We start from the raw sequence: 25905 nt of genomic DNA, 5'->3' as shown, positions 1-25905 counted from the left end.
CGGGCATTTTTTTACTTTTAGGGGCTTTTTTTCATTTCCAGAACCCTCACAACACCCCCCTATTTCACTCCTGTAGTCGAGAACAGGTGAATGGTCTCTTTCTCGGAATATTTTGGATCGTCTGGAAGATCAAAGGTAACGAACTTTTCAATAAGGTTGCAGTAATTTCCCTTTATGGCTTTGCGAATTTTTTGTCCAAATTCATAAAGTGTCATCTCATCCCACTCCAAGAGATAAGACATTGCTCTTTATAAAAAATGTCGAAATTTTTCAGGAAAAATTCCTATTCGTAGAGACTAATTAACTGTAAACATGGGGGTTTGTTCTATCGCTTTGGCGAGATTGTATGTAACACTCTCCGGCCAATAATCGCCCTCGTCATCGCTCACGTTGTATACAGCTACAGCCAAATAAACGGGTGAAGCAGCTTTTGCTGGTGGGATTGCTATTGGTAGAAATAGGGCTATACACAACATAACCAAAATTTTTGTTTTTATTCTTTCCATTTTTTTTCACCAAAAATAAATCTTTACTTTGTTGATAAAACTCCATTCATAGGTACGTATATCTCTGCATATCCAACTACATACACAATTACATTTGCAGATAAGCCGTCCTTTTGTCTAACAAAAAATCTTTATTCACGAGCGTATTTTCCTTTCAATGCAGGCGCAAATCCAGGAGAGCAACAGCACCGTCATGGGATGGCTTGCAAAATCTGTGACACGACCGAAAAACATATAAATCATTTTATATAGTTGCTTGATTCTCGGAAAGTGGCACAAAATGAAACAGGTATATGCATTTGAAGAAGCAAAAAAGGAAATGAAAAGCATTGTTGGCAATAAAGGGGCACAGCTCGGAGAGATGAGCAGTATCGGCATTTCCGTTCCGCCTGGCTTCATTATTACAACAAAGGCTTGTACTGATTACCTTAAAAAAAGGAAGATTCCCGATTCGTTGCAAAAAGAAATTTTATCGGCTTTGAAGGCACTGGAAAGAAAAACCGAAAGGAAGTTTGGCAGTGCTGCAAATCCCCTTCTCGTTTCCATTCGTTCTGGAGCGCCCATCTCAATGCCGGGCATGATGGACACGATTCTCAATTTAGGGTTAAATGGCAAAAGTGTTGAAGGGCTTTCAAAACAAAGCAATAACGAATGGTTTGCATATGACACCTACCGCCGCTTCATCCAGATGTTTGGAAACGTCGTTCTGGGCATAGAAGAAAAAAAATTTGACGATGTTCTAAAAAAAGAGAAAGAGCGTGAAAGGGCAAAAACGGACCAGGATATTTCTACAGAAGGGTTAAAAAAGGTCGTTACCGAATACAAAAAAATTGCGTCAATTCCTGATGACCCGAAAAAACAGCTCTTTATGGCGATCGAGGCAGTCTTCAACTCGTGGAATAACAAAAGAGCAAGAAACTACAGAAAATATAAGGGCCTGCCCGATGATGTGGGTACGGCGGTTGTTGTGCAGACAATGGTTTTTGGAAATTTAGACGACAAATCGGGTACGGGAGTTGCATTTACAAGAAATCCGGCAACCGGAGAAAAAGAACTATACGGTGAATTTTTGATGAATGCCCAGGGAGAGGATATCGTTTCCGGAAAAAGAACGCCACAGCCAGTAAAAATGCTCAAAAATGTTTTTCCAAAATTATATGACGAGCTGTTAAAAATTTCAGATAAGCTCGAAAGGCATTACAAGGATATACAGGATATGGAATTCACCATACAGCAAGGAAAACTGTACCTTTTACAAACTAGGACAGGAAAAAGAACGGCCATGGCAGCCATAAAAATAGCCGTGGATATGGTAAAGGAAAAACTGATAACAAAGGAAGAAGCGTTGATGAGAGTCAGTACTGATGACATTGAAAAAATTCTCCATCCTGTAGTAGGCCCCAAGGAGAAATATGAAATAATTGCAAAGGGACTGGATGCGTCGCCCGGGGCAGCCTCTGGCGAAATCGTATTTGACCCGGAAAAAGCATCTTTACTGGGTAAAAAGGGAAAGAAGGTATTGCTTGTAAGGGAGGAAACAACACCTGATGACATTCATGGCATCACCGCAGCCCAGGGAGTATTGACTGCCCGTGGGGGGATAACAAGTCATGCGGCAGTCGTCGCCCGCGGACTGGGAAAACCGTGCGTGAGCGGATGTAAAGCCCTTGTAATTGACGAGAAAAAAAATCGGTGCAGGATAGGAAACGTAACACTGAAAGAGGGTGACATCCTTACCATAGACGGATCGGCAGGGGCAGTTATCAAAGGTTCTGTCTCGCTTGTACCCCCAAAATTCACGGCGGAAACAGACGCACTACTTTCATGGGCTGACGGGGTAAAAAAGGTAGATGTGAGGGCAAATACGGATACGGTGGATGGGGCGGAACTGGCAAGAAAGCAGGGAGCAAAGGGAATCGGGTTGTGCAGGACTGAGAGAATGTTCAATGCACCGGACCGCCTTCCAATTGTAAGGAATATGATTCTGGCAGAAAATAGGGAAGAGAGGATGAAAGCCCTGAATAAATTGCTTCCCATGCAGAAAAATGATTTTAAGGATATACTCCGCGCCATGCAATCGCTTCCGGTCACCATACGTCTTCTTGACATTCCCCTTCACGAATTTCTTCCGTCAACAGAAGAGATTTCACGTGAACTGTCATACCTGAAAAATTTTGATGCTGCCGTAAATTCATTGCAGGACATTCCGGACATATCGAAATTGCTTGATCCGAAACTCCACTTGCCGCTGACCGAAAAATTTATTGAAGAACTGACAAAGGAGAAATACCATATACTCAGCAAAAAATTGATACAGGAAAAAACCGACCTGCTCAAAAAAGTCCGTTCTTTAGAGGAAGTGAACCCGATGCTCGGTCACAGGGGGGTAAGGCTCGGTATCACATACCCGGAGATATATGACATGCAAATTCGGGCTCTGTACGAGGCATCGGCAGAGCTTATCAAAGAAGGCGTAGATGTTCATCCCGAATTGATGGTGCCACAGGTCTGCACGGCACAGGAACTAAAATGGGTTTTTAAAAGGGTGAAAAAAATTGCACGGGAGGGGAAAAAGGAGTGTAACGTAAAAGTCCCTCTGAAATTCGGAACAATGATAGAAGTGGTGAGGGCCTGCATGAGGGCGGGAAAATTTTCGGAAATTGCCGAATTTTTCAGTTTCGGGACAAATGACCTCTCACAGGCTACGTTCAGTTTCAGCAGGGAGGATGCAGAAAAGAAATTTTTACCCCTCTATACCAAAAGAAAAATTCTCCAGGACAATCCTTTCTCTACCATAGACCGGAAAGGCGTTGTAAGATTAATGCAGATTGCAATGGAATGGGGCAAGAAAACCAGGCCTGACTTGAAAATAGGGGTGTGCGGCGAACATGGCGGTGATCCCTATTCCATCCATATATTCCATAAGATAGGCGTGGACTATGTCAGTTGTTCCCCGTTCAGGGTGCCTGTGGCATGCCTCGCAGCGGCGCAGGCAGCGATCAATGAAAGGCAGGGCTTTTAGATTTTAGATTACGGTCATAACAAATTTTACCCTTATATCTCCCTGAGTCTTCTGATTCGCTCGTCGATTGGCGGATGGGTCGACCATATCGAATTTCTTAATGAACGTTTAAATGGATTTGCAATGTAGAGGGGGGCCACGGTTCGAGAGCCTTTGGGATCATCTGGCAAATCGGCCTTTATTTTTTCCAGTGCTCTTGCCAGTCCCTCTGGATTTCGGGTGAGATATGCACCGTTTGCATCGGCCAGATATTCTCTCCGTCGGGAAATAAAGAGATATGCCAGCCTGGAAAAAATGGGCGCGAATATGGCAAATATGATGGCAATGATGATGAGCAGTCCCCCATTCTTTCCTCTCTGTCTCCCGCCGCCCCACAAAAACGAACGTAGAAGGATTTCTGAAATAAGGGCTATTGCCCCGACAACGCCAACAGTAACGGTAGCAATGAGGATGTCCCTGTTCAAAATGTGGCTCATTTCGTGCCCCATCACACCTTCCAGTTCTTCCTTATTCAATTTTTGAAGTGTACCGGTAGTGACGCAGATAATGGCATTCTCCGGCTTTTTTCCTGTTGCAAACGCATTGATATCGCTCGAATCCTGCACATATGCTTTTGGCACTGGCAATCCGGCGGCAATTGCCATCTCTTCCACTTTGTACATAAACAACTTTTCTTCCCTTTTTCGTGGGTTTGCCGACCGTGCCTTTGCAGCGCTGAGAACGCTTTGAACGGAAAAGGAATACGAAGTTAGGACATATAAAACAGCAATGGGCAGCCCGATGCCCATCGATATCACGGGGGGAAAGCCGAGCGCAAATCCGAAGATGAAGATAACGCTAAAAAGAAGGATAAGCATAAAAATGCAGACCAGCAGGGTGTCTCGTTTATTTTTTCTGATACGGTCTTCTACTGTCATAATGCTTTGATTTTAGAATGAAACTTTTGGAATCTCTCTTGCCTCATCTAGTATTTCAAGCATTGCATGCTCCTTTTTCCCCATGAAATGTGCAAATGTCCTTCCGGGAAATGTTTCAATGGCATTGTTGAAAACAAGGATGTTGTCATTGTAGTGCTGGCGTGCATAGGAAATTTTATCTTCGGTATGTGTCAGTTCGTCCTGCAACTGCAAAAAGTTTTCATTTGCTTTCAGCGTCGGGTAATTTTCCGCAACGGCGAAGAGCGTTTTGAGAGCTCCTGTAAGCTGGTTATTAGCATCGATATTTTCCTGTGGTGTCTTTGCATTTATGAGAGCCGACCTCGCCTTCGTTACATTTTCAAGCACGTTCTTTTCATGTTTTACATATCCTTTCACCGTTTCCACTATATTTGGGATAAGGTCTGCCCTTCTTTTTAACTGTACATCGATCTGTGCCCATGCATTGTCAATGCGGTTCTCCAGACGGATTATTTTGTTGTAATAATATACCACCACTGCAACAATAAGCAGCAGAATTATTATTAGTATAACAGTTCCCATCATTTTCCCACGGGATTATATTCCCTAAGGGTTTATAAAAGATACGGATATATCTTACAATATCTGACATACCTAAGAGTGCTCGATTCCAAATATATCTCGGTGAGTTTGCAGCAGTTATTGCGTCAAGCCCTTGATTGAGGAGCATGTGGTGGTCGCTGAAGGAGAGGATTCCATTTGGTTTCAATACTCGATACAACTCTTTTAGCACCCATCTGGGCCATACAGCACGGCACTGAGCTCTTTAAGTAGCCCTGGTACTTTTCAGATACAACATTCAGTATTCCCTTTATATTCATTTTTATCATTTCTCCTGATAAACTGTAAATAACAGCACTCTTCTTGGTCATTCGCTGGACTTTTCCCGTCCAAGCAAATACCTCAAAAAACTATAAAAATAAGTTGTTTGTAATAAATTCAATAGTGAAATAAGGAAAAAATAAGGGGAAGAAATTGTGGAGGCAAAATACATTTCTTCCGTTTTTTCCTGTAAAAATATACCCGCTATTACTTATAAAGGATATCCGACAAATATCGAAGGATATGGTACAGTTATCGAATGAATCAACAATATTACATACCTCTTTTCAATTACCTTTCATGCTTTTGCTTGCCATTCTCGACGGCTGGGGTTATAGAAAGGAAAAAGATGGAAATGCAATAGCATATGCCTGCACGCCGAATATGGATTTTTTTATGGATAACTATCCGTTCACATTTCTCAAAGCAGGAGGAGCTGATGTGGGGCTGCCATCCGGTCAGATAGGAAACTCCGAAGTAGGACATATCAACATCGGAGCTGGAAGGATAGTGTATCAGGACTCAATGAGGATATCAAAAGCTATAGAAGATAAGAGTTTCTTTGAAAATATTGTGCTGAAAAAGGCGATGCGAAAGGCAAGAGACAAAGCGTTACATTTAATGGGCTTGATCGGGCCGGGAGGAGTTCATGCAGTTCCCCAGCACCTATATGCACTGCTCGAGATGGCGAAAAATGAAGGAGTAAAAAATGTTTATATCCACTGTTTTACTGACGGAAGGGATACACCGCCAAAAATTGCTGCCAAGCATATTATTGAACTCGAGAAAAAAATTGGAGATATAGGAATCGGAGATATAGTGAGCATCGTTGGAAGATACTATGCGATGGACAGAGATAAAAGATGGGACAGGACAAAAAAAGCCTACGAGATGCTGACTGAAGGAAAAGGGAGAGAAGCAAAAAATGCAGAAGATGCAGTTAAAAAAGCATATGAAAATGGGGAAAGCGACGAATTCATCAAGCCGATGGTGATAAAAGATAAAAAAATAATGGATGGAGATGTCGTTATCTTCTTTAACTTCCGCCCCGATAGAGCAAGACAGCTTACGACAGCTTTCGTTAAAGACGGTTTTAATGGCTTTCCGAGAAAAAAATTGAATGTTCATTTTGTTACGCTCACAAAATACATGGACGGGCTGGATGCAGAAGCATCTTTCGATAAAATACCTTTGGAAAATACTTTCGGGGAAGTCATTTCCAGGCATGGACTCAGACAACTTCGCATTGCAGAAACGGAGAAATATGCCCACGTTACTTTTTTCTTTAATGGGGGACAAGAAAAACCTTTTAAAAAAGAAGACAGATGTTTGATCCCTTCGCCCAAGGTGGCGACGTATGATATGAAACCGGAGATGAGTGCATATGAATTGACCGATGAACTAATAAAAAGGATTCACTCAGAAAAATATGACGTTATCATCGTAAACTATGCAAACCCCGACATGGTCGGGCATACCGGTATGTGGGAGGCAACAGTAAAAGCAGTAGAAACCGTGGATGAATGCATTGGCATGGTAATAGACGAGATAAGGAAAGAAAAAGGAATGGCGATTATAACCGCCGATCACGGAAATGCTGAGGAAATGATTGAGAATGGCAAACTGAAAACAGCTCATACGACAAATCCTGTTTCCTTCATTTTGATAGGGGCTGGAAATGTTAGATTGAGGAAGGGGAATCTGGGGGATATAACACCGACAATGCTCGAATTGCTCGGCATAAAAAAGCCAAAAGAAATGACCGGAAAGAGTTTGATTGGGGAAAGGTTTTAATTTATTTTGAATATATACCGTTCATGAGTGAAAGAGGAGTTAGTAAAGGAATAGGCATAGTGATAACCATAGCGATTCTTTCATTTTTGATCTGGCAGTCTTTTGCTGCTGGTGATGAAACAAAGAATCCTGTTGAAAATGCATACGTCTCCTTAGATTGGAGCGATGGCATTCATAGCTAATCTAACGGAACTATAACAAATTCTTTTGGCTATTATGAAATGAACGTTGCAGAAGGAGAGATAAATGTTACAGCTGGAACGATGCAAACAAAAGGAAGTGAAATGATGTGGGTCGGGAATTACACTGGAATTTTCAATGTTTCTGGTACGCCATGCATATTTTGGAAAAACATAACTCTACAAAATTTTCCGAACGATACAGCAACAATAAAAGGGCATGTTTATAATAATGAAAGCAAAGAACCTATTCAAGCAAGTATAAGCCTATATTTTTCGGGAAATTATTTTGGTGGATGGAATTCAACGACTTCCGATTCATATGGATATTATGAAATTCATTTGCCTCCTTCGAGCGTGACAATATTTGTTTCAGCAGAAGGATATTATTCTTCCTTTAACAGCACTGCAATATGGGAAGAAACGCTCACCATGGATTTTTATCTTAATCCGGAACCACAGGAAACGTCGGTAGTAAAGGGACACATTACAGATACCAAAACAGATAAGGCAATAGAAAATGCAAGCGTGGATATTTATGGCATTAATATAAGTTATTGGAATTCCACTTTTACAAATTCTTCTGGCTATTATGAATTTAATGTTCCAGAAGGAAATTTCTCTTTATCTGTTTATGCGGAAAATTACTTCACAATGTATGGCACCCCTTTTCAGGTGAATGAGAATGAGACAAAATGGGTGAATGTCTCATTGGTTCCATTTCCAGCAGATAATGCGTGGGTTGATGGCTATGTGTATGATAATGAGGCTGATTTACCTATTCCAAATGCATATGTAGATGTATATGGAAGCATAACAATAAACATATTTATGACAGGAACCTTCACAAGAAACGCTACAACAGATGCTTCTGGTCACTACAATGTTTCTGTTCCAGCAATTGTTGCAGAAGAAATATTTCCAGAATATCCAGGATATTATACAAATTATTCTGAAATAGATTCAATAGAAGCATCTGCAGATGGATATTTTGATAATACAAGCTACGACGGTATCATTGAGCCAGGCGACGTCATGCAGCAAAATATAAACCTTGATTCCATGCCAGAGGAAAATTGCGTGGTGAAAGGATATGTTTATATGGGTGGCGTACCATCAGATACGATTCCTCCAGAAATATCGAATGTTGATGCCAATCCTGATCCTCAATATGTAGGTGGATACGTGAATATCACTTGCGATGTAATTGACAATGTGGCTGTTAATGAAGTCTGGGTTAATATCACGTATCCAGATAATAGCTATCACAATTTCTCTATGAGTGGAGGCAGCTATTATTTCAACCGGACGTATATGCAGCTTGGAATATACAATTACTTTATCTGGGCAAATGATACGAACGGAAATGAAAATATTTCTACCACGTATAATTTCACAATAATAGAAGCAGTGTTACCCGTCTACAACCTCAACACAGGCGAGAATTTCTCGACGATTCAAGAAGCAATAGATGATCCTGAAACTTTAGATGGACACATAATTACGGTCGATCCTGGAACGTACAACGAAAACGTGAAAGTGAACAAATCTTTAACGATTATATCAACTTCTGGAAATCCAGATGATACGATTGTTCAAGCCGCAAGCCCAAGCGATCACGTATTCAACGTAACTGCAGATTGGGTAAATATTAGCGGATTCACAGTTAAAGATGCAACTGGAGATTATGCCGCCGGAATTTATCTTTATGATATAGAGCATTGCAATATCTCAAACAACATTGTATCAAGCAATAATTTGGATATTTATCTAAACTCGACGCACAACAGCACGATAAATAACAACACAGTTTTAGATAGTGGAGCAGGAATAGGTTTAGAGAATTCTACTCATAACAATGTTACGAACAGCAAAGTTGACAACACAACGTATGGCATCGCATTATGGCGATTAAGCAATCTCAATAGAGTTATAGATAATACTATATTTAACACAACTAACGTTCCCAGTCCTTCTGGCAACTACAGTTGGGCTATCGAAATAATGGGTTCCAGCAATAACTTAATAGACAATAATTATGTTTTTAATACAACAGCATCTGGAGAAAATGCATTTCCTGCAGGCATCTGTGTAATGTCTTATTATGGACCTGCAGACAATAACACAATAACGAACAATGAAATATACAACACAACAGCATCTGGAGAAAATGTGGTTGGGATTGGAATCTATATCGGGTATGCAGACAACAATACGCTAAACAATAACGCTGTAAATCTAAATGACATAGGCATTTTCCTAGGTTACAGCAACGATAATAAAGTAATTGGCAACAATGTCAGTGCTAACAAATATGTTGGTATAATGCTTCACAACGCGTCTTATACTATGATAGAGGAAAACGAGGTTGGACTAAATGACGGCAGCGGTATATTCATATATCAATCCAATGGCAACGATATAACAAACAACATTGCCAACGAAAACAGTGATGGTATCCGTTTGGAGTCTTCGAATAACAACACAGTCGCTAACAATACCGCCAATTCAAACACACAAAACCATGGCATTTGGTTGGCAGGGTCCCATAATAATACAGTTATAAATAACACTGCAAACTCCAATAATGAAGGTGGTATTTGCTTAGATTACTCAAACTATAATCTCATTGAAAACAACACAGCAAATGAGAACAATCATTCTGGTATTCAATTACTCCCAGGAGGGCAGCCTCAGGGATCGTATAACAATACCGTTATAAATAACACCGCAAAAGGGAACAATGGAGGCGGTATCTGCTTAGAATCTTCGAGTAACAACACCATCTACAACAACTATTTCAAGAACGCGAACAACGCTTGGGACGACGGAAATAACATTTGGAACATCAACAAAACAGAAGGAACAAATATCATTGGCGGACCTTATTTAGGTGGTAACTACTGGAGCGATTATGCTGGCAAGGATACTACTGCAGATGGCATAGGAGATACCGATCTTCCTTACAATTGTAGTTGTAATATTCAAAATGGCGGGGATTGGCTGCCATTAGTTCTAACGATAATACCACCAGAAACCTCTGCAGTTTGTGGATATATTTGGAATGAAACAAGCGATCCGATTCAAGAAGCAGAAGTAAATATTTGGAGTCATGATTATGAATGGGATAATCACACTGAAACAAATGAAACTGGTTACTACAAGATTAATACATGTGCTGGAAGCTTTCACTTCAACGCAGATAAAACAGGCTACTTCTCTCATCACGATGAAATAAATATAGGGGAAAACGAGACTATGTGGTACAATGTAACTCTTGAGAAAATGCCACCAGAGAGTTCCACAATTTGTGGATATGCAAATGACACAGATGGAAATCCGATCGAAGGAGCAGGGATTGGTCTCCATGACATAGATCGAGATCGTTTTGCCAACGGCACAGATACCAATTTGAGTGGTTATTATGAGATAGGCATATATTCAGGGCATTTCTATATCGATGCAGATAAAGGTGGATACTTCAATTATCATGATGAAATTGAGATTGGGGACAATGAAACTCAATGGATCAATATTACCCTGGAACGAAAACCACCAGAAAACTCAACTATTTGCGGATACGTAAATGATAGTGAAGGGCATTCAATTGGAGGAGCTAAGGTCTGGTTAGATGATATAGATAGAGACAAGGGAGTCAATGGTACAGAAACCAACTCTACTGGCTATTATGAAATGAACATATATGCTGGATGGTTTGTTCTTAGTGCCGGAAAAAATGGATATTCTGAATTCCATGATGAAATTAATGTTCCTGAGAACGAGACTATGTGGTACAATGTAACTCTTGAGAAAATGCCACCAGAGAGTTCCACAATTTGCGGATTTGTCAACGGCAGTATGATTGAGGGAGCACTTATTAGAATCCATAATGAGACCTATGGTTGGGGTAACTCCACATTTACAAATGAAAGCGGTTATTACAGGATGAATACATTTGCTGGTCATTTCTACATCGGTGCAAGCAAAGAGGGGTATTTGGATTACCATAGCGAAATCGATGTAGGGAAAAATGTAACAGTGTGGTACAATATAACCCTTGAACCAAAACCACCAGAGAATTCAACAATTAAAGGGTACATTAAAGATGAAAATGGAAATCCTCTCCAACCATCTTTTGTTGGAGTCTTTGATATAATTTCACTTTACATGAATGGTACTGGTGTAGGAGTTGACGGATATTATGAAATTAATGCCTATGCTGGAAGATTTTTGGTTGTTACAGGGCTGGATGGATACGATAGCAATATGACAAGAGTAGTTATAGGTGAAAATGAGACAGTGTGGAACAATATTACACTCTACCTCGAAAACTCATGGGTGTATGGATACATAACGAATAACACGGGAAAACCTGTTGAAGGTATAAACATAATACTCTACAATGCCTATAGCTCTTGGCTCTTTGGGGAAGATAACATAGCAACTACTGATGAGAATGGTTACTACAATATCTCGCTTCATGGAGGGCATTATATATTCATTGCACATATAGGAGATATCATGAGAGGGGGTGGTGAATATGAGCCAATACTATTTGAAACAGATATCCCCCAAAACCAATCTATAAATATTTCTAAAACACTTCAACTAGCTCCTTCACCACCTACTCCAGAGGCATTTATTAATCTTCCAGACTGGAATCATGTAAACCTTTCAATGAAGATGATGATGCAAGGCATAAACCAAAGTAAATTTTTACGATTAGTTATTGATTGCGTGATTGGTAATGGAGATTATTTCCTCAATGAAAGCGAACTCGGAGATTTTATAGACTTTTCGGAAATGATGGAAGAAGAGCAAGATGAGGAAATGTTCGAAAATGATACGAAAGAAAATTTCCTCGTAGATGATATTTATTATGACCTCGAAAATAGCACCATGGAATTTGAGAACTTCACTGGATGGTGGAACCAAACGAAGTTGATAACGATGCTCGCTACTGGAAATTACACTTCAAATGAAACCATTCCCGCTGCTCCATATCACATCGTTAAGGTGAACGTAACTTACGAGGATTATGAAGAATATGCTATAATACACATTAATTTCCCAAACGGATACGGAATGATTTCATATAATGCAACGAATGTGACTATCACAGGCGTTACAAACGTTACCATTTTACCAGGCGGAGATCCGAATCCAAATGATAACATAACTTGGGAATGGATAAAGATGACGATCATCAAGGTTCTTACACAATCTTTGCAAAGTGGGGAAAATATTGTTGATGCAACGGATGCGGCGGATACATTAGTCAACATTAGTATAACCGCTAATACAAGCATCGTTATTGGAAGATATCCATCTAATCCGCATCCAGAAGTTCCAGAACCAACAGGAGCGACAGGTAAATATATTAATATCGATATTGAAAACAAAAGTGCTGTGCAATGGCCATTGTTCGTAAAAATATATTACACTCAAGAGGATTTAGATAAGTCAGGAATAATGGAAAAGCAGATTATTGGCATATACTTCTACAACGAAACGAGCAAGGAATGGGAATTGTACAATGATACTGGGGTGAATAGCACCGATATTGTAGTGGGTGGAAAGCAATATGCTGGATATGCATGGGCAAATGCATGGCATCTAACCAACATAACCATAGGTGCTGACAATATCAAACCAGAAATAAGTAATGTTACTGCAAATCCATCTAGTCAAGAAGCGGGTGGCTATGTAAATATATCATGTGATGTGATGGATAATAATGAAGCTTCATCTGTTTTTGTAAATATTACTTATCCCGATGCAAGTTATCACAATTTTTCAATGATAAAGGTTACAGGAATAGATGCATACTACCACAATGAAAGCTACTCCTTGCAAGGCAATTATGAATACTTCATTTGGGCAAATGATACAAGTGGAAATGCAAATACATCGTCTACAAAAACATTTTCGATATTTGTTCCACAATATACCCTCACAACATCTGTTGATCCATCTGGAAGTGGCACTATAACATTAAATCCACCTGGTGGAACATATGATGCTGGCACGGTAGTTACTGCAACGGCTACTGCCAATGCAGGCTATGAATTTAATCATTGGTCTGGAAATGCAAGTGGAACAAATCCAACCGTCCAAATCACAATGGATGGCGATAAAAGCGTAACTACTCATTTTGTTGCAAGTATTCTACCAAATCAAAAGCCAATAGTTACAATAACATCTCCTTCCGATAATGCAACCGTTTCTGGAACAGTGAGCATTCAGGGAACGGCAAGCGATGACAATAATGTTGAAAAAGTGGAAATAAAAATTGATGATGGGAATTGGATAACCACTACAGGAACGACATCATGGAGCTATTTATGGGATACTACTGGTGTTGCTAATAAAAATCATACAATTTATGCAAGGGCTTACGATGGTGAGCTTTATTCAAGCATTGCATCGATAACCGTAAAAGTTTTCAACAATCACAAGCCAACGGTAAATATAATCTTTCCATTAGGTGGAACAGAAGTGAAGAAAATATTTACTATTCACGGAACAGCAAGCGATGAAGATGGAGATGAAATTCAGGTGGAGATAAAAATTGGCGATGAAAACTGGACTATTGTTAACGGAGAAACGACATGGAATTATACATGGGATACGACAAACGTTACAAACGGAGATTATGTTATACAGGCAAGGGCATTTGATGGAACAGAATACTCCTCTGTGACTTCTATAACGGTTAAGGTTAGAAATGAGGAAGAAGGGAAGGCGAACAATACATGGATTTACGTTCTGGTGATCGTCATTCTTGTCATCGTACTGTTGATACTGATATATTTTGTGATGAGAAGGCAAAAAGAATAGGGAAATAACAACTGTTTCCACTTGCAGCCAGAAAGTTGAGAGATTCCCTAAAGTTTAAATATATTTTTAGGCATCCCTAAATTTGTAGGTGACAGATGAAAAAAATTGTCCTTATAGGAAATCCCAATGTAGGCAAAAGCGTTGTATTCTCCCGTCTTACGGGGCAAATGTTATTGCATCTAACTATCCCGGCACTACCGTAGATTTTTATGAAGGCATGATGAGGTTGGAAGGCCAGTCGGTAAAAATAATGGATGCACCCGGAACCTATTCCCTCCAGCCCTCAAATAAAGCAGAAGAAGTTACGGTAAATTTACTCGAAGATGCAGACATAGTTATCAATGTTGTGGACTCAACAAACCTTGAAAGAAACTTATATCTGACATTGGAATTGCTGGAAAAAGGTAAGCCTTTCATTGTTGCTCTTAATTTATGGGATGAAACAAAACGTCTGGGAATAAAAATTGATATAAAAAAACTTGAGGAAATATTGGGTACAACGGTTGTGCCTACTGTTGCTCTCACCGGCGAAGGAATAAAAGAACTTGTATCGAAAATAAAAGAGGCAAAAGTAACACGAATATCTCCGTTGAATGAGGAAGAAAGGTGGATAAAAATCGGAAAAATAGTTAAAGAGACGGAAGTAATAGAACATCGCCACCACACATTTAAGGAAAGATTGTCTGATATGACCATAAAGCCTGCTACGGGCATACCCATTGCAATTACCATAATAGCCCTCTCTTTTATATTGGTAAGATTCATCGGAGAAAATTTGATAACGTATGTATTCGATCCTTTATTTAATGTGTATTATCCCATAGTTGCTGATATAGGCAACATGCTTGGCAAGGGCATTATCCACGACATACTTATAGGTACTCTTATCGATGGGAAAATAGACTACCTGCAATCAATGGGAATACTTACGACAGGGCTGTACGTGCCTTTCGGCGCCGTCCTTCCTTATATAGTATCTTTTTACCTTGCATTGTCCGTATTTGAAGACTCCGGTTATCTTCCGAGGCTGGCAACGCTTGTCGATAACATATTCCATAAGCTGGGGATGCATGGGCACGGTACCATCCCCGTATTTCTTGGACTGGGATGCAATGTCCCAGGTGCATTGTCTGCAAGAACTTTAGAAACCTGCAAACAGCGTTTCATCTCTACTACGCTGCTGGCGATATCTGTCCCGTGCATGGCACAGACGGCGATGATATTTGGAATACTCGGTCCATACGGAACGAAATACATTCCTATCGTATTTGCCACTCTTTTCACAATTTTTATCGGTGCCGGGCTCATACTCAATAAATTTGTGAGGGGAGAAAGCCCTGAGATATTTCTCGAAATACCTCCTTACAGAAGACCGAGTGCAAGGGCAGTAGCGAAGAAAACCTGGATGCGTGTAAGATGGTTTTTACATGATGCAATCCCATGGCTTTTCTTTGGCGTGCTGGTAGTAAATATTCTTTATGCAATTCATTTTCTCCAGTGGCTTGGCGGCATATTTTTACCAGTTACTGAAGGATGGCTGGGGTTGCCGAGAGAATCAACCACTGCTCTTTTAATAGGATTTTTGAGAAAGGATTTGACGGTGGGCATGCTTCTCCCTCTCGGGATGAAGACCATGCAGCTGGTAATAGCCTCGACGATTCTTGCTGTTTACTTCCCATGCGTTGCCACTTTTGCTGTAATGCTTAAAGAACTCGACATCAAGGACCTGATAAAGTCCATGTCAATAATGGTAATAATGGCATTAACTGTTGGCGGGGCTATGAGGCTCATATTGCTGGGCATTTAGACATTAAACATTCGTAGCAACATAACGAAAAGGGCGATGCTGATTATGATAAGCATGCCCCATACCTCTTTTTTCCATCTGAACACTTTCAGTCCGTCCATGGGCCCAAAAGGAAGTAGATTGAAGAACGCAAGAAACGCATTTATGTATGCCACAAATAAGGCAATGTATGCCACAGCCCCTCCAGAAGAAAGCCCTACCAGTATAAATAATATGGAAAGCAAAATATTTGTTAAAGGGCCCGCAGCGGATATTTTTCCGCTTTCTTCTCTATTCGGCGAGCCCCATATCTGAACCGCCCCTGGGGCTGCAAAAACAATTCCCACCGTCACGGCCAAAAACAAAGCAAATAAAAGGCCCTGCGGGAACATCCTGAATTCCGACCAGTAGCCGTATTTCTGTCCCATGTATTTGTGGGCTGTCTCATGACAAAAAAATGCCGTGGTTATGGCGAGAAAGGAGAACGGTATATTTTTGATTGCAGAAGTCAAATGCGCCAGAGGGGGATGCGGAACGAAAGCAAATGAGAAGGCGAGGGTGAGGGTTGCCATCGCAATAAGCATATGGGTTGCCTCTATCCTGCTGAATTTTATGCCAGGCCGCCCTGCGTTCGTGACATAGTCCCCTCCATAATTGTCCCTGTAGCCCATGGGCATCTCATGAAATGAATAGTACACTTTTCTCCCGTCCATGCTCTATAACCCCCATTTATTTATCAACTTTTTCTATTGCAATAAGTTTTAACCACATTCTCCAGCATACAGGCAATTGTCACAGGGCCAACGCCGCCTGGCACGGGCGTTATTATTTCTGCCTTTTCTTTTACAGAATCTAGATCAACATCGCCGTATACCTTTCCCCCTTCCTTCACAATCCCCACATCTATAACAATGCTTCCATCTCTCACATGCTCTCCAGTTATAAGTCCCTTCACCCCGGCACCTGTAACGACAATGTCGGCTCTGCCCGTATATTCCTTGAAGTTTTTTGTATAAACATGACAGACAGAAACGGTGGCATTCCTGTTCAGCATCATGGCGGCAAGGGGTTTTCCAACGATATTGCTGTGGTTGATGATGACAACATCCTTACTCTTGACATCCACGTTTTCATGCTCCAGAATTTTTAAAACGGCACGAGGAGTGCATGGAACAAGAAATTCTTTATTCAACAGCGTCATTCCCATGTTGTAAGGGTGAACACCTTCAACATCTTTTTTTGGGTCAATTACTTTCACCACTTCATTATGCTCGATTCCCGGGAGGGGCATCTGAATCATAATCCCATGTATGCCTTCGTCCTCATTCAATCTCTTTACAGCATCGATTATTTCTTCTTTACAGGCATTCCGAGAAAATCTCAATGTTTTTGAGTTAAAGCCTACTCTTTTGCATGCCTTCTCTTTAAGTTTTGCATACAATTCAGATTCTTTGCTTCCTTCAACAAGAATCGTGGCAACAAAGGGCTTGCCTGTTTCAATGCTTTCTCTTATCTCTTGCTCTATTTCCCGTGCAATTTTTCTGCCGTCTACAATATGCATGAAACGAAAATATAACAGAATAAAAATAGTTTTGTATATTTGCTTGTAACTCAGGAAGGATAAAATATGCGAAGGACAGTGACTACAACCGCAGTTGCCACACTCATAACTATTACCCATCTCGGGTCTATTTTCACACCCGTCTTCTCTTCTTCAAAGTATCGTATCAAACCGGCAGCGGACTGAAAACCGGTGTCCTTCTTTTTTGCCATATATACAAAATATCATAGCCATATTTATATGTTTTTATTTGGCCGACCAAGCAATCTCAAAATTTTTCGAAGGTTTTAAGTATAAGCACAAAAAATACATTGGATGTACATGGAAGGGGAAACCGAGGCGGGGTAGAGAGCTATTCTAATACGCCTACCTCTGTTCCCCCAAACTGTTTTGGTGAATTGGAAGTATGGTGCTAATCAATATAATACATAAGTCTGCGGCATATAAACTTAATGGGAAAACTGGATGTGAACCCTGCATTTGGCATCGATAAATATGCATTTTTGACTAATTATTTTCCTATCGCAATGCCAACGATATCTTTTATCCTGCTGTACCCGTGAAGCTTTAGCCATTCTTTCAGCTCGCTGCGTATTTCTCCAAAAATTTTTTCTCCTTGATAGTATATCCCACTCCCTATTTGGACAGCTGAAGCGCCTGCCATCATATATTCAAGGACATCCCTGCCTGTAATTATACCTCCAACGCCCACGATAGGAATGTTAATTTTGGTTGCCAGCTCGTACACGCATCTAACTCCTACGGGTTTTATTGCCGGACCGGAATAGCCCCCCACTTTGTTTGCCAGTATCGGCATAGCGGTCTCCACATCAATCGCCATAGCCTTTACGGTATTTATAGCAACGATTGCATCCGCCCCGCCTTTTGCCGCCTCCTCCGCCCTCTCGATGATATTTTCTGTGCCAAGTTTTACGAATACGGGGACGGTCACGCTTTTTTTGACTGCCTCGACAGCCCCGCTTATCAAGTCCATTGGAAAATCTGTCCCGTAACTCCCGGCGTGCGGACAGCTCATGTTCATCTCTATGGCCTTTACTTTTCCCTCCATTTTTTTCGCCACCGTTGAAAATTCGTTTTCATCTTTTCCGAAGATGCTGCCAATGATGTTGTCCATTCTTATGTCGTCGATTTCGTTCAGGTAGCATTCTATGCCAGGGTTAGGAAGTCCCATGGCGTTCAGCAGGCCGTACTCTATCTCGACTACTGAAGGATTTTTGTATCCCTCCCTTTCGTGCATGCCGACGGATTTTGTTACTACAGCACCGGCATCTCTGAATTTTTCCATGCTTTCCTTGGTCATATCAAGTATGCCAGAGGCGAGCATCAATGGATTTTTCATTTTTAATTGCCCCACGGATGTTTCAAGGCACATAATTTTAAATGCGGTTCTGTATTTAAAATAATGGCAAAATATTTGAAAACAGAATGGTTTGGTGTTTTCCTTCTCGATGAAAAAGGGATATTGGACAAAAAATTGTTTCCAAAGAATGCGGAGGAGATTGCAAAACGATTGTCGTCAGTAAGGAAGGGAGAAATTCTGGACGAAGAAAAATCATTTGAAGAAAATAATCCTCTTATCGAAGAAAAAAGGCTGGGAAAAATTTACACTCTTTGCAAGGAGGTCCCCAGAATAAACTTGGAATGTGAAGCGTATGGCTATGACAAAAAGTTGCTCAAGGAAGCCTCTATCCTGCTCGCAAGGCACGAGATGAAGACGGATCAGAGCAAAAGAGAGAGAAGAATTTCCCAGGCGATATATTCAATTGACGATTTCTTGAAAACCAGCAACATACTTAATGAAAGGTTGTGCGAATGGTATGGATACTTCTCTGAAGGGGACATAGACAGAAAAAATCTGGCAGACGTTATCATTAACGAATGGAAAATGGAGGGCGATGATCTCGACAGGGAGGAAGAGGAATCGCTTAAAAAGATGGCGGAGGTAATTGTTAAAATCCATGAGGCAAATGCCACAACCGAACAATACGTAAAAAATGTTATAAAGCATATAGCGCCGAATTTAAGCAGGTTGGTAGGAGAGGCAATAGCTGCCCGGTTGATTGCATCTGCCGGGGGGCTTGACCGTCTGGCTGCAATGCCATCGGGAACAATTCAGGTGTTGGGAGCAGAAAAGGCATTATTCAGACATATTAAGGAAGGAACCGCCCCTCCCAAGCATGGGATCATATTCCAGCACGAATTCATAAATAAGGCGCCAAAAAAGTATAGGGGAAAGATAGCCCGCGTCATGGCATCAAAAATAGCGATTGCATCTAGGGCGGATATATTCACAAAGAGGGATATATCTGATGAATTAAAAGAGGATTTGGAGAAAAGAATCAAGGAGATAAGGGGATAGTCATAACTGGAACAGAAATGTTTCCTATTGGAACCATGAAAATAAGATTCACAAGAACTATACCTCTCGTCCAAACATCCTTTTGCTGTTCGTCATTTCCGCTATTTTATCCCTAAGTATATCCTTGCAAAATTCAGCCACACTTGTATATCCCATCTCAGGATTTTCTCCAATTATTCTTTTTATTGCATCATGCATCCCCTTTGGTAATGATACTGAAGTATGTTTTGTCATAATAATTATAGCTATGCCAAAAGTGGTATATAAATTGTTCTCAGAGAACAATATTGTCTTTCTAATCCAGCTTGAGTATATTGTCACTTGTAATTAAAAATTCAAAAAAAAACTATAAACAACTATGCGTAATTTATTTATATCGCTTTTGCATTCATTATATGATGGCTCCGGCAGAATGATAAAGGAACCCTACCGGAGAGGGTCAAAAATGGAGGATGAAATGAAAGAGAAATGGAAGATATTGGGTGTGCTAGCAATTTTAGGGGTGTTGATAATACCAGTAGCAATGATGCCAACAGCGAAAGCATATTCCCTTAATAACGGCGATGTTGTTTTTGGTAAAATGTGGTACCCTATACCTCAAATACCAGAATGGCATCATGCCTGTTTTTACAGGTCACTCTATCCGTATAATATAGTTCAATCTGATCCACATTATGAGAACTGGAATTTAGGTGAGAAATGGTGGTATGCTACGGGTCAATACGAAAAACTCCAAGAATCTTTAAATGACAGAGGGATAGGAGGTGCGGAACGTAGCACACTTTCTGAAATACAAGATACATATGCTAAGGTAGCATATGGTTATGTTGACCGACCCTATTACGAAAAGAATGATGCAGTTGGATTTGCGGAAAATAGACTGGGTAGACACTTTGATATTGTTTCTTACTGGGAGTATAAAGATAAGCAAGTTGATGGTTCGTCAAATAGTCGATCTGGTTGGTATTACTGTGCAGAACTGGTGTGGGCAGGGTATATGTATGCCTCGGGGAATACAATAAACTTAGATAGCCATGATACTTCTACAGATCATAGAGTATACCCGAAGGACGTATACCATAGCAGCTATGTTGATGTCTGGTATGACGAAGGTGTATTTTCCTAATTTCTTCTTTCTCTCTTCTTTCTTTTGATAAACTTTTTATAAAGAAAGGGGATAAAAAATGATAAAAATGAAGATAGTGTCGATATTTCCCGTAATAACTGTGTTGGCCGTCATTATCCTTTTTTTAAATGTTAAAAGCCTAGATATAAATGAATCATCTGATAATATTGAAATGCCCAGCAACGGTGAGTGGAACAAAATATATGAAAATTTTGCTGGAGAAGCATTTGGCATCATAAAAGTGAATGGAGGCTATGCCATTATGGGAGGATGTATGGCACAAAATACAAGCTGGAGCGAATCAGATGTTTTTCTTCTAAAAATTGACGAAAATGGAAATATAATATGGAATAAGACTTATGGAGGAAATGGAGAAGATGTTGGTTTGTCTCTTGTAAAAACGGAGAATGGATATGCAATATGCGGCTATACTATGTCATATGGAAACGGAGGAGTTGATGTTTGGATTGTAAAAACAGATGAGCAAGGGAATGAGTTATGGAATAAAACATATGGGAGAGAAGGAGATGATTTTGGAAAACATATAATCAAAACGAATGATGGATACGCTATTGTTGGTTCTTCTGGAAATAGAGACGGTGATATCTGGGTCATCAGAATAGATGAAGATGGAAATATAATATGGAATAAGACTTATGGAGGAGAAGACTATGATGGAGGAGAGGATATATTAAAAACAGAAGATGGATACCTTATATGTGGAGTAACCGCTTCATATGGAAAGGAAAAGAGTTGGGATGCATGGCTTATTAAAATAGATGAAAATGGAAATGAAGTATGGAATAAAACATATGACTATGGAGACATGGAATGGGCTACAAGAATCATCAAAGTTGGTAATGGGTATATAGTTTGTGGGAATACAGTCGGAGCGATACCTTCTGGATGGTTGATTAAAGTGGACAATCAGGGAAATGAAGTATGGAATAAAACTTATGGAGGAGGGGATGTGGAAAGATTTTCGGATATAACTGAAATAGAAGATGGATATGTACTTGCAGGTTGTACAGGCACCTACGATGTCGGCTTTACCGATGGCTGGCTTCTGAAAATAGACAAGCAAGGTAATGAAATATGGAATAAAAGCTTTGGAAGAAGATTCGGGGACTTTATTCATGGTTGCATATATGATAACGGAACTTATATCTTGGCAGGTGGTTCTTATGATGTGTTCTTAGAAAACGGAACAGCAGAGGTAGATGAACGGATATGGCTTATAAAATGTGCAGATTATCCTCCTCCAGAAAGAATAAAGATAATAAGACCCAGTAATTATCTTTACCTCTTTGATAGAGAAATAATGCCGACAGGAAAAACATTAATTTTAGGAAGCATAACTGTAATTGCAGAAGTTAATGACTCCATGGAGGACGTGAACAGGGTAGATTTCTATTTGGCAAGTGAAAAAATGTACGATTATGAAGCGAGAGCGGTATTGTATAATCCTCCTTACGAATGGAAATGGAATTCATTTTCTGTAGGATTAAGAACACCATATACAATCACAGCAGGGGCGTATTATGGAAATGCGGGAGGCGTTATTGCAGATAATAAGGTAGAAGTGTACATTGTAAATTTGACACCTGCGTCTTCTGCCCCTACTGATGCTGGAAATTAAGCATTCATAAAAAGCCAATATTTCAAATCGAAGAATATTTTTATTGCTTTCCGATGCAGTATTAATGAAATGGATAACTCTCCTCATCATTGCCGTCATTTTGATGCCGACATTTGCATATGCCCTGCCAAATGATCCGCCTAATTTTTCGAGTGATTATATTCCCACCGTTTCTGAGAATGCCGCCTCTTACGGAAAGGGGTACAGGTATAATGTGCAGGGGCTGATTTATGTACACATAGAAGGGGATGCTTACGAGCGGGGTTATCAGCACGGTTACATCCTTTATCCAGAAATTATGGACATGATGTACAGATGGAGCAATATAATCCACAACTGCCCGATTGTTATAAAATATATTCCGATAAACCAGACATCTCCCCGATATGAGAAAATCTCCAGCATCTGGTGGAATTATTGCAGGAACAAAGCAATGAATATTTTCTGGGATTATTACCCTCCCGAATATAAGGCGGAGATAAAAGGTATAGCAGACGCTGTTTCAAGTAGAGGCGGCAAGATGTTTGGGGAAGCAGTTTCATATGAGGACGTCCTCACACTTAACGAAATGTATGAACTGATGTCCATTCTTGTAAACCCGCATAAGAATATTCATCCACTCCGTACCCTGTTTTATGACCTGCTCGGGGTCGCTCCAGAACTGGAAAATAAAGAAAACGAGTTCATTTTCTCAATTATCAGCTCGCCTCCAGTACACCACTGCAATGGATTTATTGCCACGGGAGATGCCACAACTAACGGGCAGGTCGTGGCCACTGATTCTGTATGGTGCGGAGGGTGGTGGTATACTTACTATATAGCCCAGAGGTGGAATGTCATACTGGATATTGTCCCGTCGCAGGGCAACCGGATCATAATGGGTACATCCCCGGGCTACATATGGAGTGATGAGGACTACTATCAAAATGACAAAGGCATCATTTTTATTGAGACGACATGCCCCCAGGGGTTATGGAAGAAAGGTTTGCCTTTGGCAGTAAGAGCCAGAAGCGCCCTTCAGTATGGGGAAAGTATAGATAATGTTATCAAATACATGAGGACGGATAACAACGGCGTTATGAATGCTGTATGGCTTATCGGAGATACAAAAAACGGTGAGATTGCCCGTTTAGAACTTGGGCTTTACGAAAGTGCCGTGTGGCGAACAAAAAATGGTTTTTACTGGTCTGCAAACAATCCGATGGATCCGTCGGTGAGAAGAGAGCAGTTGAGATTTGGAAGTATAAAAGGTGCGATGTTCAGGGTCATCAGTATGCTTTTCAATACTTCTGGCTATGAATATTATACGCTGAGATATTATCCCTCAGATAGGGATATCAAATTTGAGAAATTCGGGAATGAAAATTATGGGAAAATTGATGTAGACGCAGTAAAAAATCTCATGTCCAATCCACCGATATCCGAATTTTCCACCGACTGCAAACTCACTGACAGCTATCTTCTTTCACAAAATGCGATGTGGGCGTTCTGGGGGAATCCTCATGGAGAGTTATGGAACACATCTTCCTTAAAATCAAATCTGAGGGGTGTTGCCGATGTCCCGCCTGCCGGGTGGGTATGCCTTTACGGAATTCCCTCTACATCCCCTGAATTTATATACCAGCCATCGCTTTCGAAAGGAGAAAAAGCAGAAGTGCTGTGGGAATACAATATGGAGGGAACCAATTTTGAGGTTGCATCTGGCACTGGAAATGAAGATGCAGTTTACATGGCAGCAAGCAGCGGAAAATTATATGCATTTGACAGCAAAAGCGGCAATCTTTTGTGGAATAGGGTTATGGGGGAAAAAGTATCCACCCCGTCATATTGCAAAGGAAAAGTTTTTGTTGGAACGGATAGGGGGCTATATGCCCTGAATACGCACGGCGATGTGGAATGGAGTTATGAGGCAGATATTTCATCCCAACCTGTCATTTATGGTGATTCGGTAATAGCAGGATGCGAAGACGGAAATGTGTACTGCCTTTCATCAGATAACGGAAAAAAGATTTGGTCCGTAAAATTGAATGGCACATCATATCCTTCAGACGTTGTAGATGGAAAAGTTTATGTAGCGTCTGGAAAGAAATGCTGCTGTATCAATGCCAAAAATGGGAAAACACTCTGGACATTTGAATCAGGTGGTGTTATTACGTCGCGGCCAAATGTTGAGGACAAAACGGTATACTTCGGGAGCTGGGATTGCAATTTATATGCACTTGATGCAGGTAATGGGGACTTAAAATGGAAATACACAGCTGGCTGGGGAATCGACACAACTCCTGCTGCAGATGGTAACCATATATTCTTCGGCTCCATGGACAATAACTTTTACGCTTTGGATGCAAAAAATGGAAAACTAGACTGGGTTTTTACGTGCAAGGCGGCCATTCATTCATCTCCAAAAATTTATGGAGAGCATGTCTTCTTCGGGGCTGATGATGGGAGTTTATACGCCATTAACAGAACAAACGGAGGAATTGCGTGGTCTTTCTCCCCATTGTATTCTATGGAAAGAAATGTCTACAATTACATCGCCACGCCGATGCTGTCGAATCCATGCATAAACAGTGGAAACGTATTCGTGGGAGCGGGAGGTCATATATACGCACTTGATAGCCAAACAGAAGAAGTGTTTTTATCCGGGAGACATGATAGCAAAAGCCCTACATCCGCATTCATAGCGATACCTATTGGCATTATTATAATTCTTTTCGTAATAATTTACATTTACTACATAAAAAACCATGAAAAAAAATGAAAACAGCCCTTTAAGAAATCGCTGGCAGAAAAAAGTTCTTTGGGGATGAAACACCTTTCTTTTGAAGAAAAAGGGCTCTTGGAAAATCGCTGGCAGAAAAAAGTTCTTTGGGGATGAAACACCTTTCTTTTGAAGAAAGGGGTTCTAATGGGCTTTTCCCTTGAACTTATCAGCCGGATATTTCTTCTCATTTTTCCTTAGTTTTTTGAATGCGATCTCTATCAAATCAATTTCAAGTTTGTTTGATAATATTATAAGATAAATCAGCACATCGGCCATTTCTTCCTTTATATTGTTGAAATATTCCGCGTTTTTGAGCATGGCATCGACTTCTTCATTGTTTCTCCACTGAAAATTTTCCAGGAGTTCTGCGGATTCAATTGAAATGGATATGGCTATATCTTTTGGGTTGTGAAATTTTTTCCATTCCCTCTCATTAACAAAAGTTGACACCCTGTTTTTTAATTCAAGAATTCTATCCATGATAATGTATGAATTTTTAGTAAAAAAATTTAAGGGATAACCATATTTGT

The 25905-nt window shown here is 40.4% G+C and carries 21 protein-coding genes; 10 read left to right on the top strand and 11 right to left on the bottom strand.

Going from position 1 to position 25905, the window contains the following annotated elements; translation table 11 throughout:
• Positions 1-59: 59 nt before the first annotated feature.
• Positions 60-242, bottom strand: coding sequence for a hypothetical protein (locus U9O96_02095; protein MEA2053898.1), 183 nt, complete (start codon positions 240-242; stop codon positions 60-62).
• Positions 243-296: 54 nt separating this feature from the next.
• Positions 297-506, bottom strand: coding sequence for a hypothetical protein (locus U9O96_02090; protein ID MEA2053897.1), 210 nt, complete (start codon positions 504-506; stop codon positions 297-299).
• A 280-nt stretch (positions 507-786) separates the two neighbouring features.
• Here U9O96_02090 and ppdK point away from each other — a divergent pair, with 280 nt between their 5' ends.
• On the top strand, positions 787-3528 hold the full coding sequence (ppdK, locus tag U9O96_02085) for a pyruvate, phosphate dikinase (GenBank protein MEA2053896.1): 2742 nt from the start codon (positions 787-789) through the stop codon (positions 3526-3528).
• A gap of 32 nt (positions 3529-3560) precedes the next feature.
• On the opposite strand, the gene U9O96_02080 is transcribed toward ppdK, so the two are convergent.
• The 3 genes from U9O96_02080 to U9O96_02070 all read right to left on the bottom strand — a co-directional run bounded on the left by U9O96_02080 (position 3561) and on the right by U9O96_02070 (position 5356).
• A complete protein-coding gene (locus U9O96_02080) occupies positions 3561-4445 on the bottom strand; it encodes a M48 family metallopeptidase (GenBank protein ID MEA2053895.1) in 885 nt (294 codons plus the stop codon).
• Positions 4446-4457: 12 nt separating this feature from the next.
• Positions 4458-5006: a LemA family protein gene (locus U9O96_02075; GenBank protein ID MEA2053894.1), complete on the bottom strand. Its 549-nt coding sequence runs from the start codon at positions 5004-5006 to the stop codon at positions 4458-4460.
• A 125-nt stretch (positions 5007-5131) separates the two neighbouring features.
• Entirely contained in the window at positions 5132-5356 is a 225-nt protein-coding gene (locus U9O96_02070) for a hypothetical protein (GenBank protein MEA2053893.1), read from the bottom strand.
• Positions 5357-5606: 250 nt separating this feature from the next.
• On the opposite strand from U9O96_02070, the gene gpmI reads away from it, so the two are divergent.
• The 5 genes from gpmI (at position 5607) to U9O96_02045 (ending at position 15926) form a co-directional block, all read left to right on the top strand.
• Complete coding sequence (gene gpmI, locus U9O96_02065; protein MEA2053892.1) at positions 5607-7100, top strand: 2,3-bisphosphoglycerate-independent phosphoglycerate mutase; 1494 nt, start codon at positions 5607-5609, stop codon at positions 7098-7100.
• 23 nt (positions 7101-7123) lie between these two features.
• Entirely contained in the window at positions 7124-7282 is a 159-nt protein-coding gene (locus U9O96_02060; GenBank protein MEA2053891.1) for a hypothetical protein, read from the top strand.
• 39 nt (positions 7283-7321) lie between these two features.
• Positions 7322-14119, top strand: coding sequence for a carboxypeptidase regulatory-like domain-containing protein (locus U9O96_02055; GenBank protein ID MEA2053890.1), 6798 nt, complete (start codon positions 7322-7324; stop codon positions 14117-14119).
• Positions 14120-14214: 95 nt separating this feature from the next.
• Entirely contained in the window at positions 14215-14322 is a 108-nt protein-coding gene (locus U9O96_02050) for a GTPase (GenBank protein ID MEA2053889.1), read from the top strand.
• A gap of 14 nt (positions 14323-14336) precedes the next feature.
• On the top strand, positions 14337-15926 hold the full coding sequence (locus U9O96_02045; protein ID MEA2053888.1) for a ferrous iron transporter B: 1590 nt from the start codon (positions 14337-14339) through the stop codon (positions 15924-15926).
• On the opposite strand, the gene U9O96_02040 is transcribed toward U9O96_02045, so the two are convergent.
• The 4 genes from U9O96_02040 to U9O96_02025 all read right to left on the bottom strand — a co-directional run bounded on the left by U9O96_02040 (position 15923) and on the right by U9O96_02025 (position 18859).
• Positions 15923-16618 carry a hypothetical protein gene (locus U9O96_02040; GenBank protein ID MEA2053887.1) on the bottom strand — a complete coding sequence of 232 codons (696 nt, stop codon included), beginning with the start codon at positions 16616-16618 and terminating at the stop codon, positions 15923-15925. The two genes, U9O96_02045 and U9O96_02040, sit on opposite strands and share 4 nt — an antisense overlap.
• 23 nt (positions 16619-16641) lie before the next feature.
• Positions 16642-17466: a bifunctional 5,10-methylenetetrahydrofolate dehydrogenase/5,10-methenyltetrahydrofolate cyclohydrolase gene (locus tag U9O96_02035; protein ID MEA2053886.1), complete on the bottom strand. Its 825-nt coding sequence runs from the start codon at positions 17464-17466 to the stop codon at positions 16642-16644.
• Between the two features lie 50 nt (positions 17467-17516).
• Complete coding sequence (locus U9O96_02030; protein ID MEA2053885.1) at positions 17517-17678, bottom strand: preprotein translocase subunit Sec61beta; 162 nt, start codon at positions 17676-17678, stop codon at positions 17517-17519.
• A 299-nt stretch (positions 17679-17977) separates the two neighbouring features.
• Positions 17978-18859 carry a dihydroorotate dehydrogenase gene (locus U9O96_02025; protein MEA2053884.1) on the bottom strand — a complete coding sequence of 294 codons (882 nt, stop codon included), beginning with the start codon at positions 18857-18859 and terminating at the stop codon, positions 17978-17980.
• A gap of 30 nt (positions 18860-18889) precedes the next feature.
• Between U9O96_02025 and U9O96_02020 the strand changes: the two genes are divergently transcribed.
• A complete protein-coding gene (locus U9O96_02020) occupies positions 18890-19846 on the top strand; it encodes a hypothetical protein (GenBank protein MEA2053883.1) in 957 nt (318 codons plus the stop codon).
• Between the two features lie 57 nt (positions 19847-19903).
• Here U9O96_02020 and U9O96_02015 read toward each other — a convergent pair whose 3' ends face one another.
• Positions 19904-20080, bottom strand: a complete 177-nt coding sequence (locus U9O96_02015) for a ribbon-helix-helix domain-containing protein (protein ID MEA2053882.1) — start codon at positions 20078-20080, stop codon at positions 19904-19906.
• A 124-nt stretch (positions 20081-20204) separates the two neighbouring features.
• Between U9O96_02015 and U9O96_02010 the strand changes: the two genes are divergently transcribed.
• The 3 genes from U9O96_02010 to U9O96_02000 all read left to right on the top strand — a co-directional run bounded on the left by U9O96_02010 (position 20205) and on the right by U9O96_02000 (position 25372).
• Positions 20205-20972: a hypothetical protein gene (locus U9O96_02010; GenBank protein ID MEA2053881.1), complete on the top strand. Its 768-nt coding sequence runs from the start codon at positions 20205-20207 to the stop codon at positions 20970-20972.
• Positions 20973-21039: 67 nt separating this feature from the next.
• The gene (locus tag U9O96_02005; GenBank protein MEA2053880.1) at positions 21040-22611 is read left to right on the top strand and encodes a hypothetical protein; all 1572 of its coding nucleotides are present in this window, start codon (positions 21040-21042) and stop codon (positions 22609-22611) included.
• A gap of 64 nt (positions 22612-22675) precedes the next feature.
• A complete protein-coding gene (locus tag U9O96_02000) occupies positions 22676-25372 on the top strand; it encodes a PQQ-binding-like beta-propeller repeat protein (GenBank protein ID MEA2053879.1) in 2697 nt (898 codons plus the stop codon).
• 144 nt (positions 25373-25516) lie between these two features.
• Here the strand turns inward: U9O96_02000 and U9O96_01995 are convergent, their stop codons facing one another.
• Positions 25517-25855, bottom strand: a complete 339-nt coding sequence (locus tag U9O96_01995; GenBank protein MEA2053878.1) for a nucleotide pyrophosphohydrolase — start codon at positions 25853-25855, stop codon at positions 25517-25519.
• Positions 25856-25905: the final 50 nt, after the last annotated feature.

This window comes from Candidatus Thermoplasmatota archaeon (genome assembly GCA_034660695.1).
Classification (GTDB): domain Archaea; phylum Thermoplasmatota; class E2; order UBA202; family DSCA01; genus JAYEJS01.
This window is presented reverse-complemented; position numbering and strand designations above follow the sequence as displayed.

What these genes read in the sequence shown, in the direction of transcription:
- U9O96_02055 (MEA2053890.1), top strand. Translation starts at nt 7,322, where the DNA reads ATGAACGTTGCAGAAGGAGAGATAAATGTTACAGCTGGAACGATGCAA.
- U9O96_02090 (MEA2053897.1), bottom strand. Translation starts at nt 506, where the DNA reads ATGGAAAGAATAAAAACAAAAATTTTGGTTATGTTGTGTATAGCCCTA.
- U9O96_02010 (MEA2053881.1), top strand. Translation starts at nt 20,205, where the DNA reads ATGCGTAATTTATTTATATCGCTTTTGCATTCATTATATGATGGCTCC.
- ppdK (MEA2053896.1), top strand. Translation starts at nt 787, where the DNA reads ATGAAACAGGTATATGCATTTGAAGAAGCAAAAAAGGAAATGAAAAGC.
- U9O96_02020 (MEA2053883.1), top strand. Translation starts at nt 18,890, where the DNA reads ATGGCAAAATATTTGAAAACAGAATGGTTTGGTGTTTTCCTTCTCGAT.
- U9O96_02095 (MEA2053898.1), bottom strand. Translation starts at nt 242, where the DNA reads ATGTCTTATCTCTTGGAGTGGGATGAGATGACACTTTATGAATTTGGA.
- U9O96_02045 (MEA2053888.1), top strand. Translation starts at nt 14,337, where the DNA reads ATGATGAGGTTGGAAGGCCAGTCGGTAAAAATAATGGATGCACCCGGA.
- U9O96_02080 (MEA2053895.1), bottom strand. Translation starts at nt 4,445, where the DNA reads ATGACAGTAGAAGACCGTATCAGAAAAAATAAACGAGACACCCTGCTG.
- U9O96_02000 (MEA2053879.1), top strand. Translation starts at nt 22,676, where the DNA reads ATGAAATGGATAACTCTCCTCATCATTGCCGTCATTTTGATGCCGACA.
- U9O96_02040 (MEA2053887.1), bottom strand. Translation starts at nt 16,618, where the DNA reads ATGGACGGGAGAAAAGTGTACTATTCATTTCATGAGATGCCCATGGGC.
- U9O96_02035 (MEA2053886.1), bottom strand. Translation starts at nt 17,466, where the DNA reads ATGCATATTGTAGACGGCAGAAAAATTGCACGGGAAATAGAGCAAGAG.
- U9O96_02025 (MEA2053884.1), bottom strand. Translation starts at nt 18,859, where the DNA reads ATGTGCCTTGAAACATCCGTGGGGCAATTAAAAATGAAAAATCCATTG.
- U9O96_02070 (MEA2053893.1), bottom strand. Translation starts at nt 5,356, where the DNA reads ATGACCAAGAAGAGTGCTGTTATTTACAGTTTATCAGGAGAAATGATA.
- U9O96_02015 (MEA2053882.1), bottom strand. Translation starts at nt 20,080, where the DNA reads ATGACAAAACATACTTCAGTATCATTACCAAAGGGGATGCATGATGCA.
- U9O96_02030 (MEA2053885.1), bottom strand. Translation starts at nt 17,678, where the DNA reads ATGGCAAAAAAGAAGGACACCGGTTTTCAGTCCGCTGCCGGTTTGATA.
- U9O96_02005 (MEA2053880.1), top strand. Translation starts at nt 21,040, where the DNA reads ATGAAGATAGTGTCGATATTTCCCGTAATAACTGTGTTGGCCGTCATT.
- U9O96_02075 (MEA2053894.1), bottom strand. Translation starts at nt 5,006, where the DNA reads ATGGGAACTGTTATACTAATAATAATTCTGCTGCTTATTGTTGCAGTG.
- U9O96_02050 (MEA2053889.1), top strand. Translation starts at nt 14,215, where the DNA reads ATGAAAAAAATTGTCCTTATAGGAAATCCCAATGTAGGCAAAAGCGTT.
- U9O96_01995 (MEA2053878.1), bottom strand. Translation starts at nt 25,855, where the DNA reads ATGGATAGAATTCTTGAATTAAAAAACAGGGTGTCAACTTTTGTTAAT.
- gpmI (MEA2053892.1), top strand. Translation starts at nt 5,607, where the DNA reads ATGCTTTTGCTTGCCATTCTCGACGGCTGGGGTTATAGAAAGGAAAAA.
- U9O96_02060 (MEA2053891.1), top strand. Translation starts at nt 7,124, where the DNA reads ATGAGTGAAAGAGGAGTTAGTAAAGGAATAGGCATAGTGATAACCATA.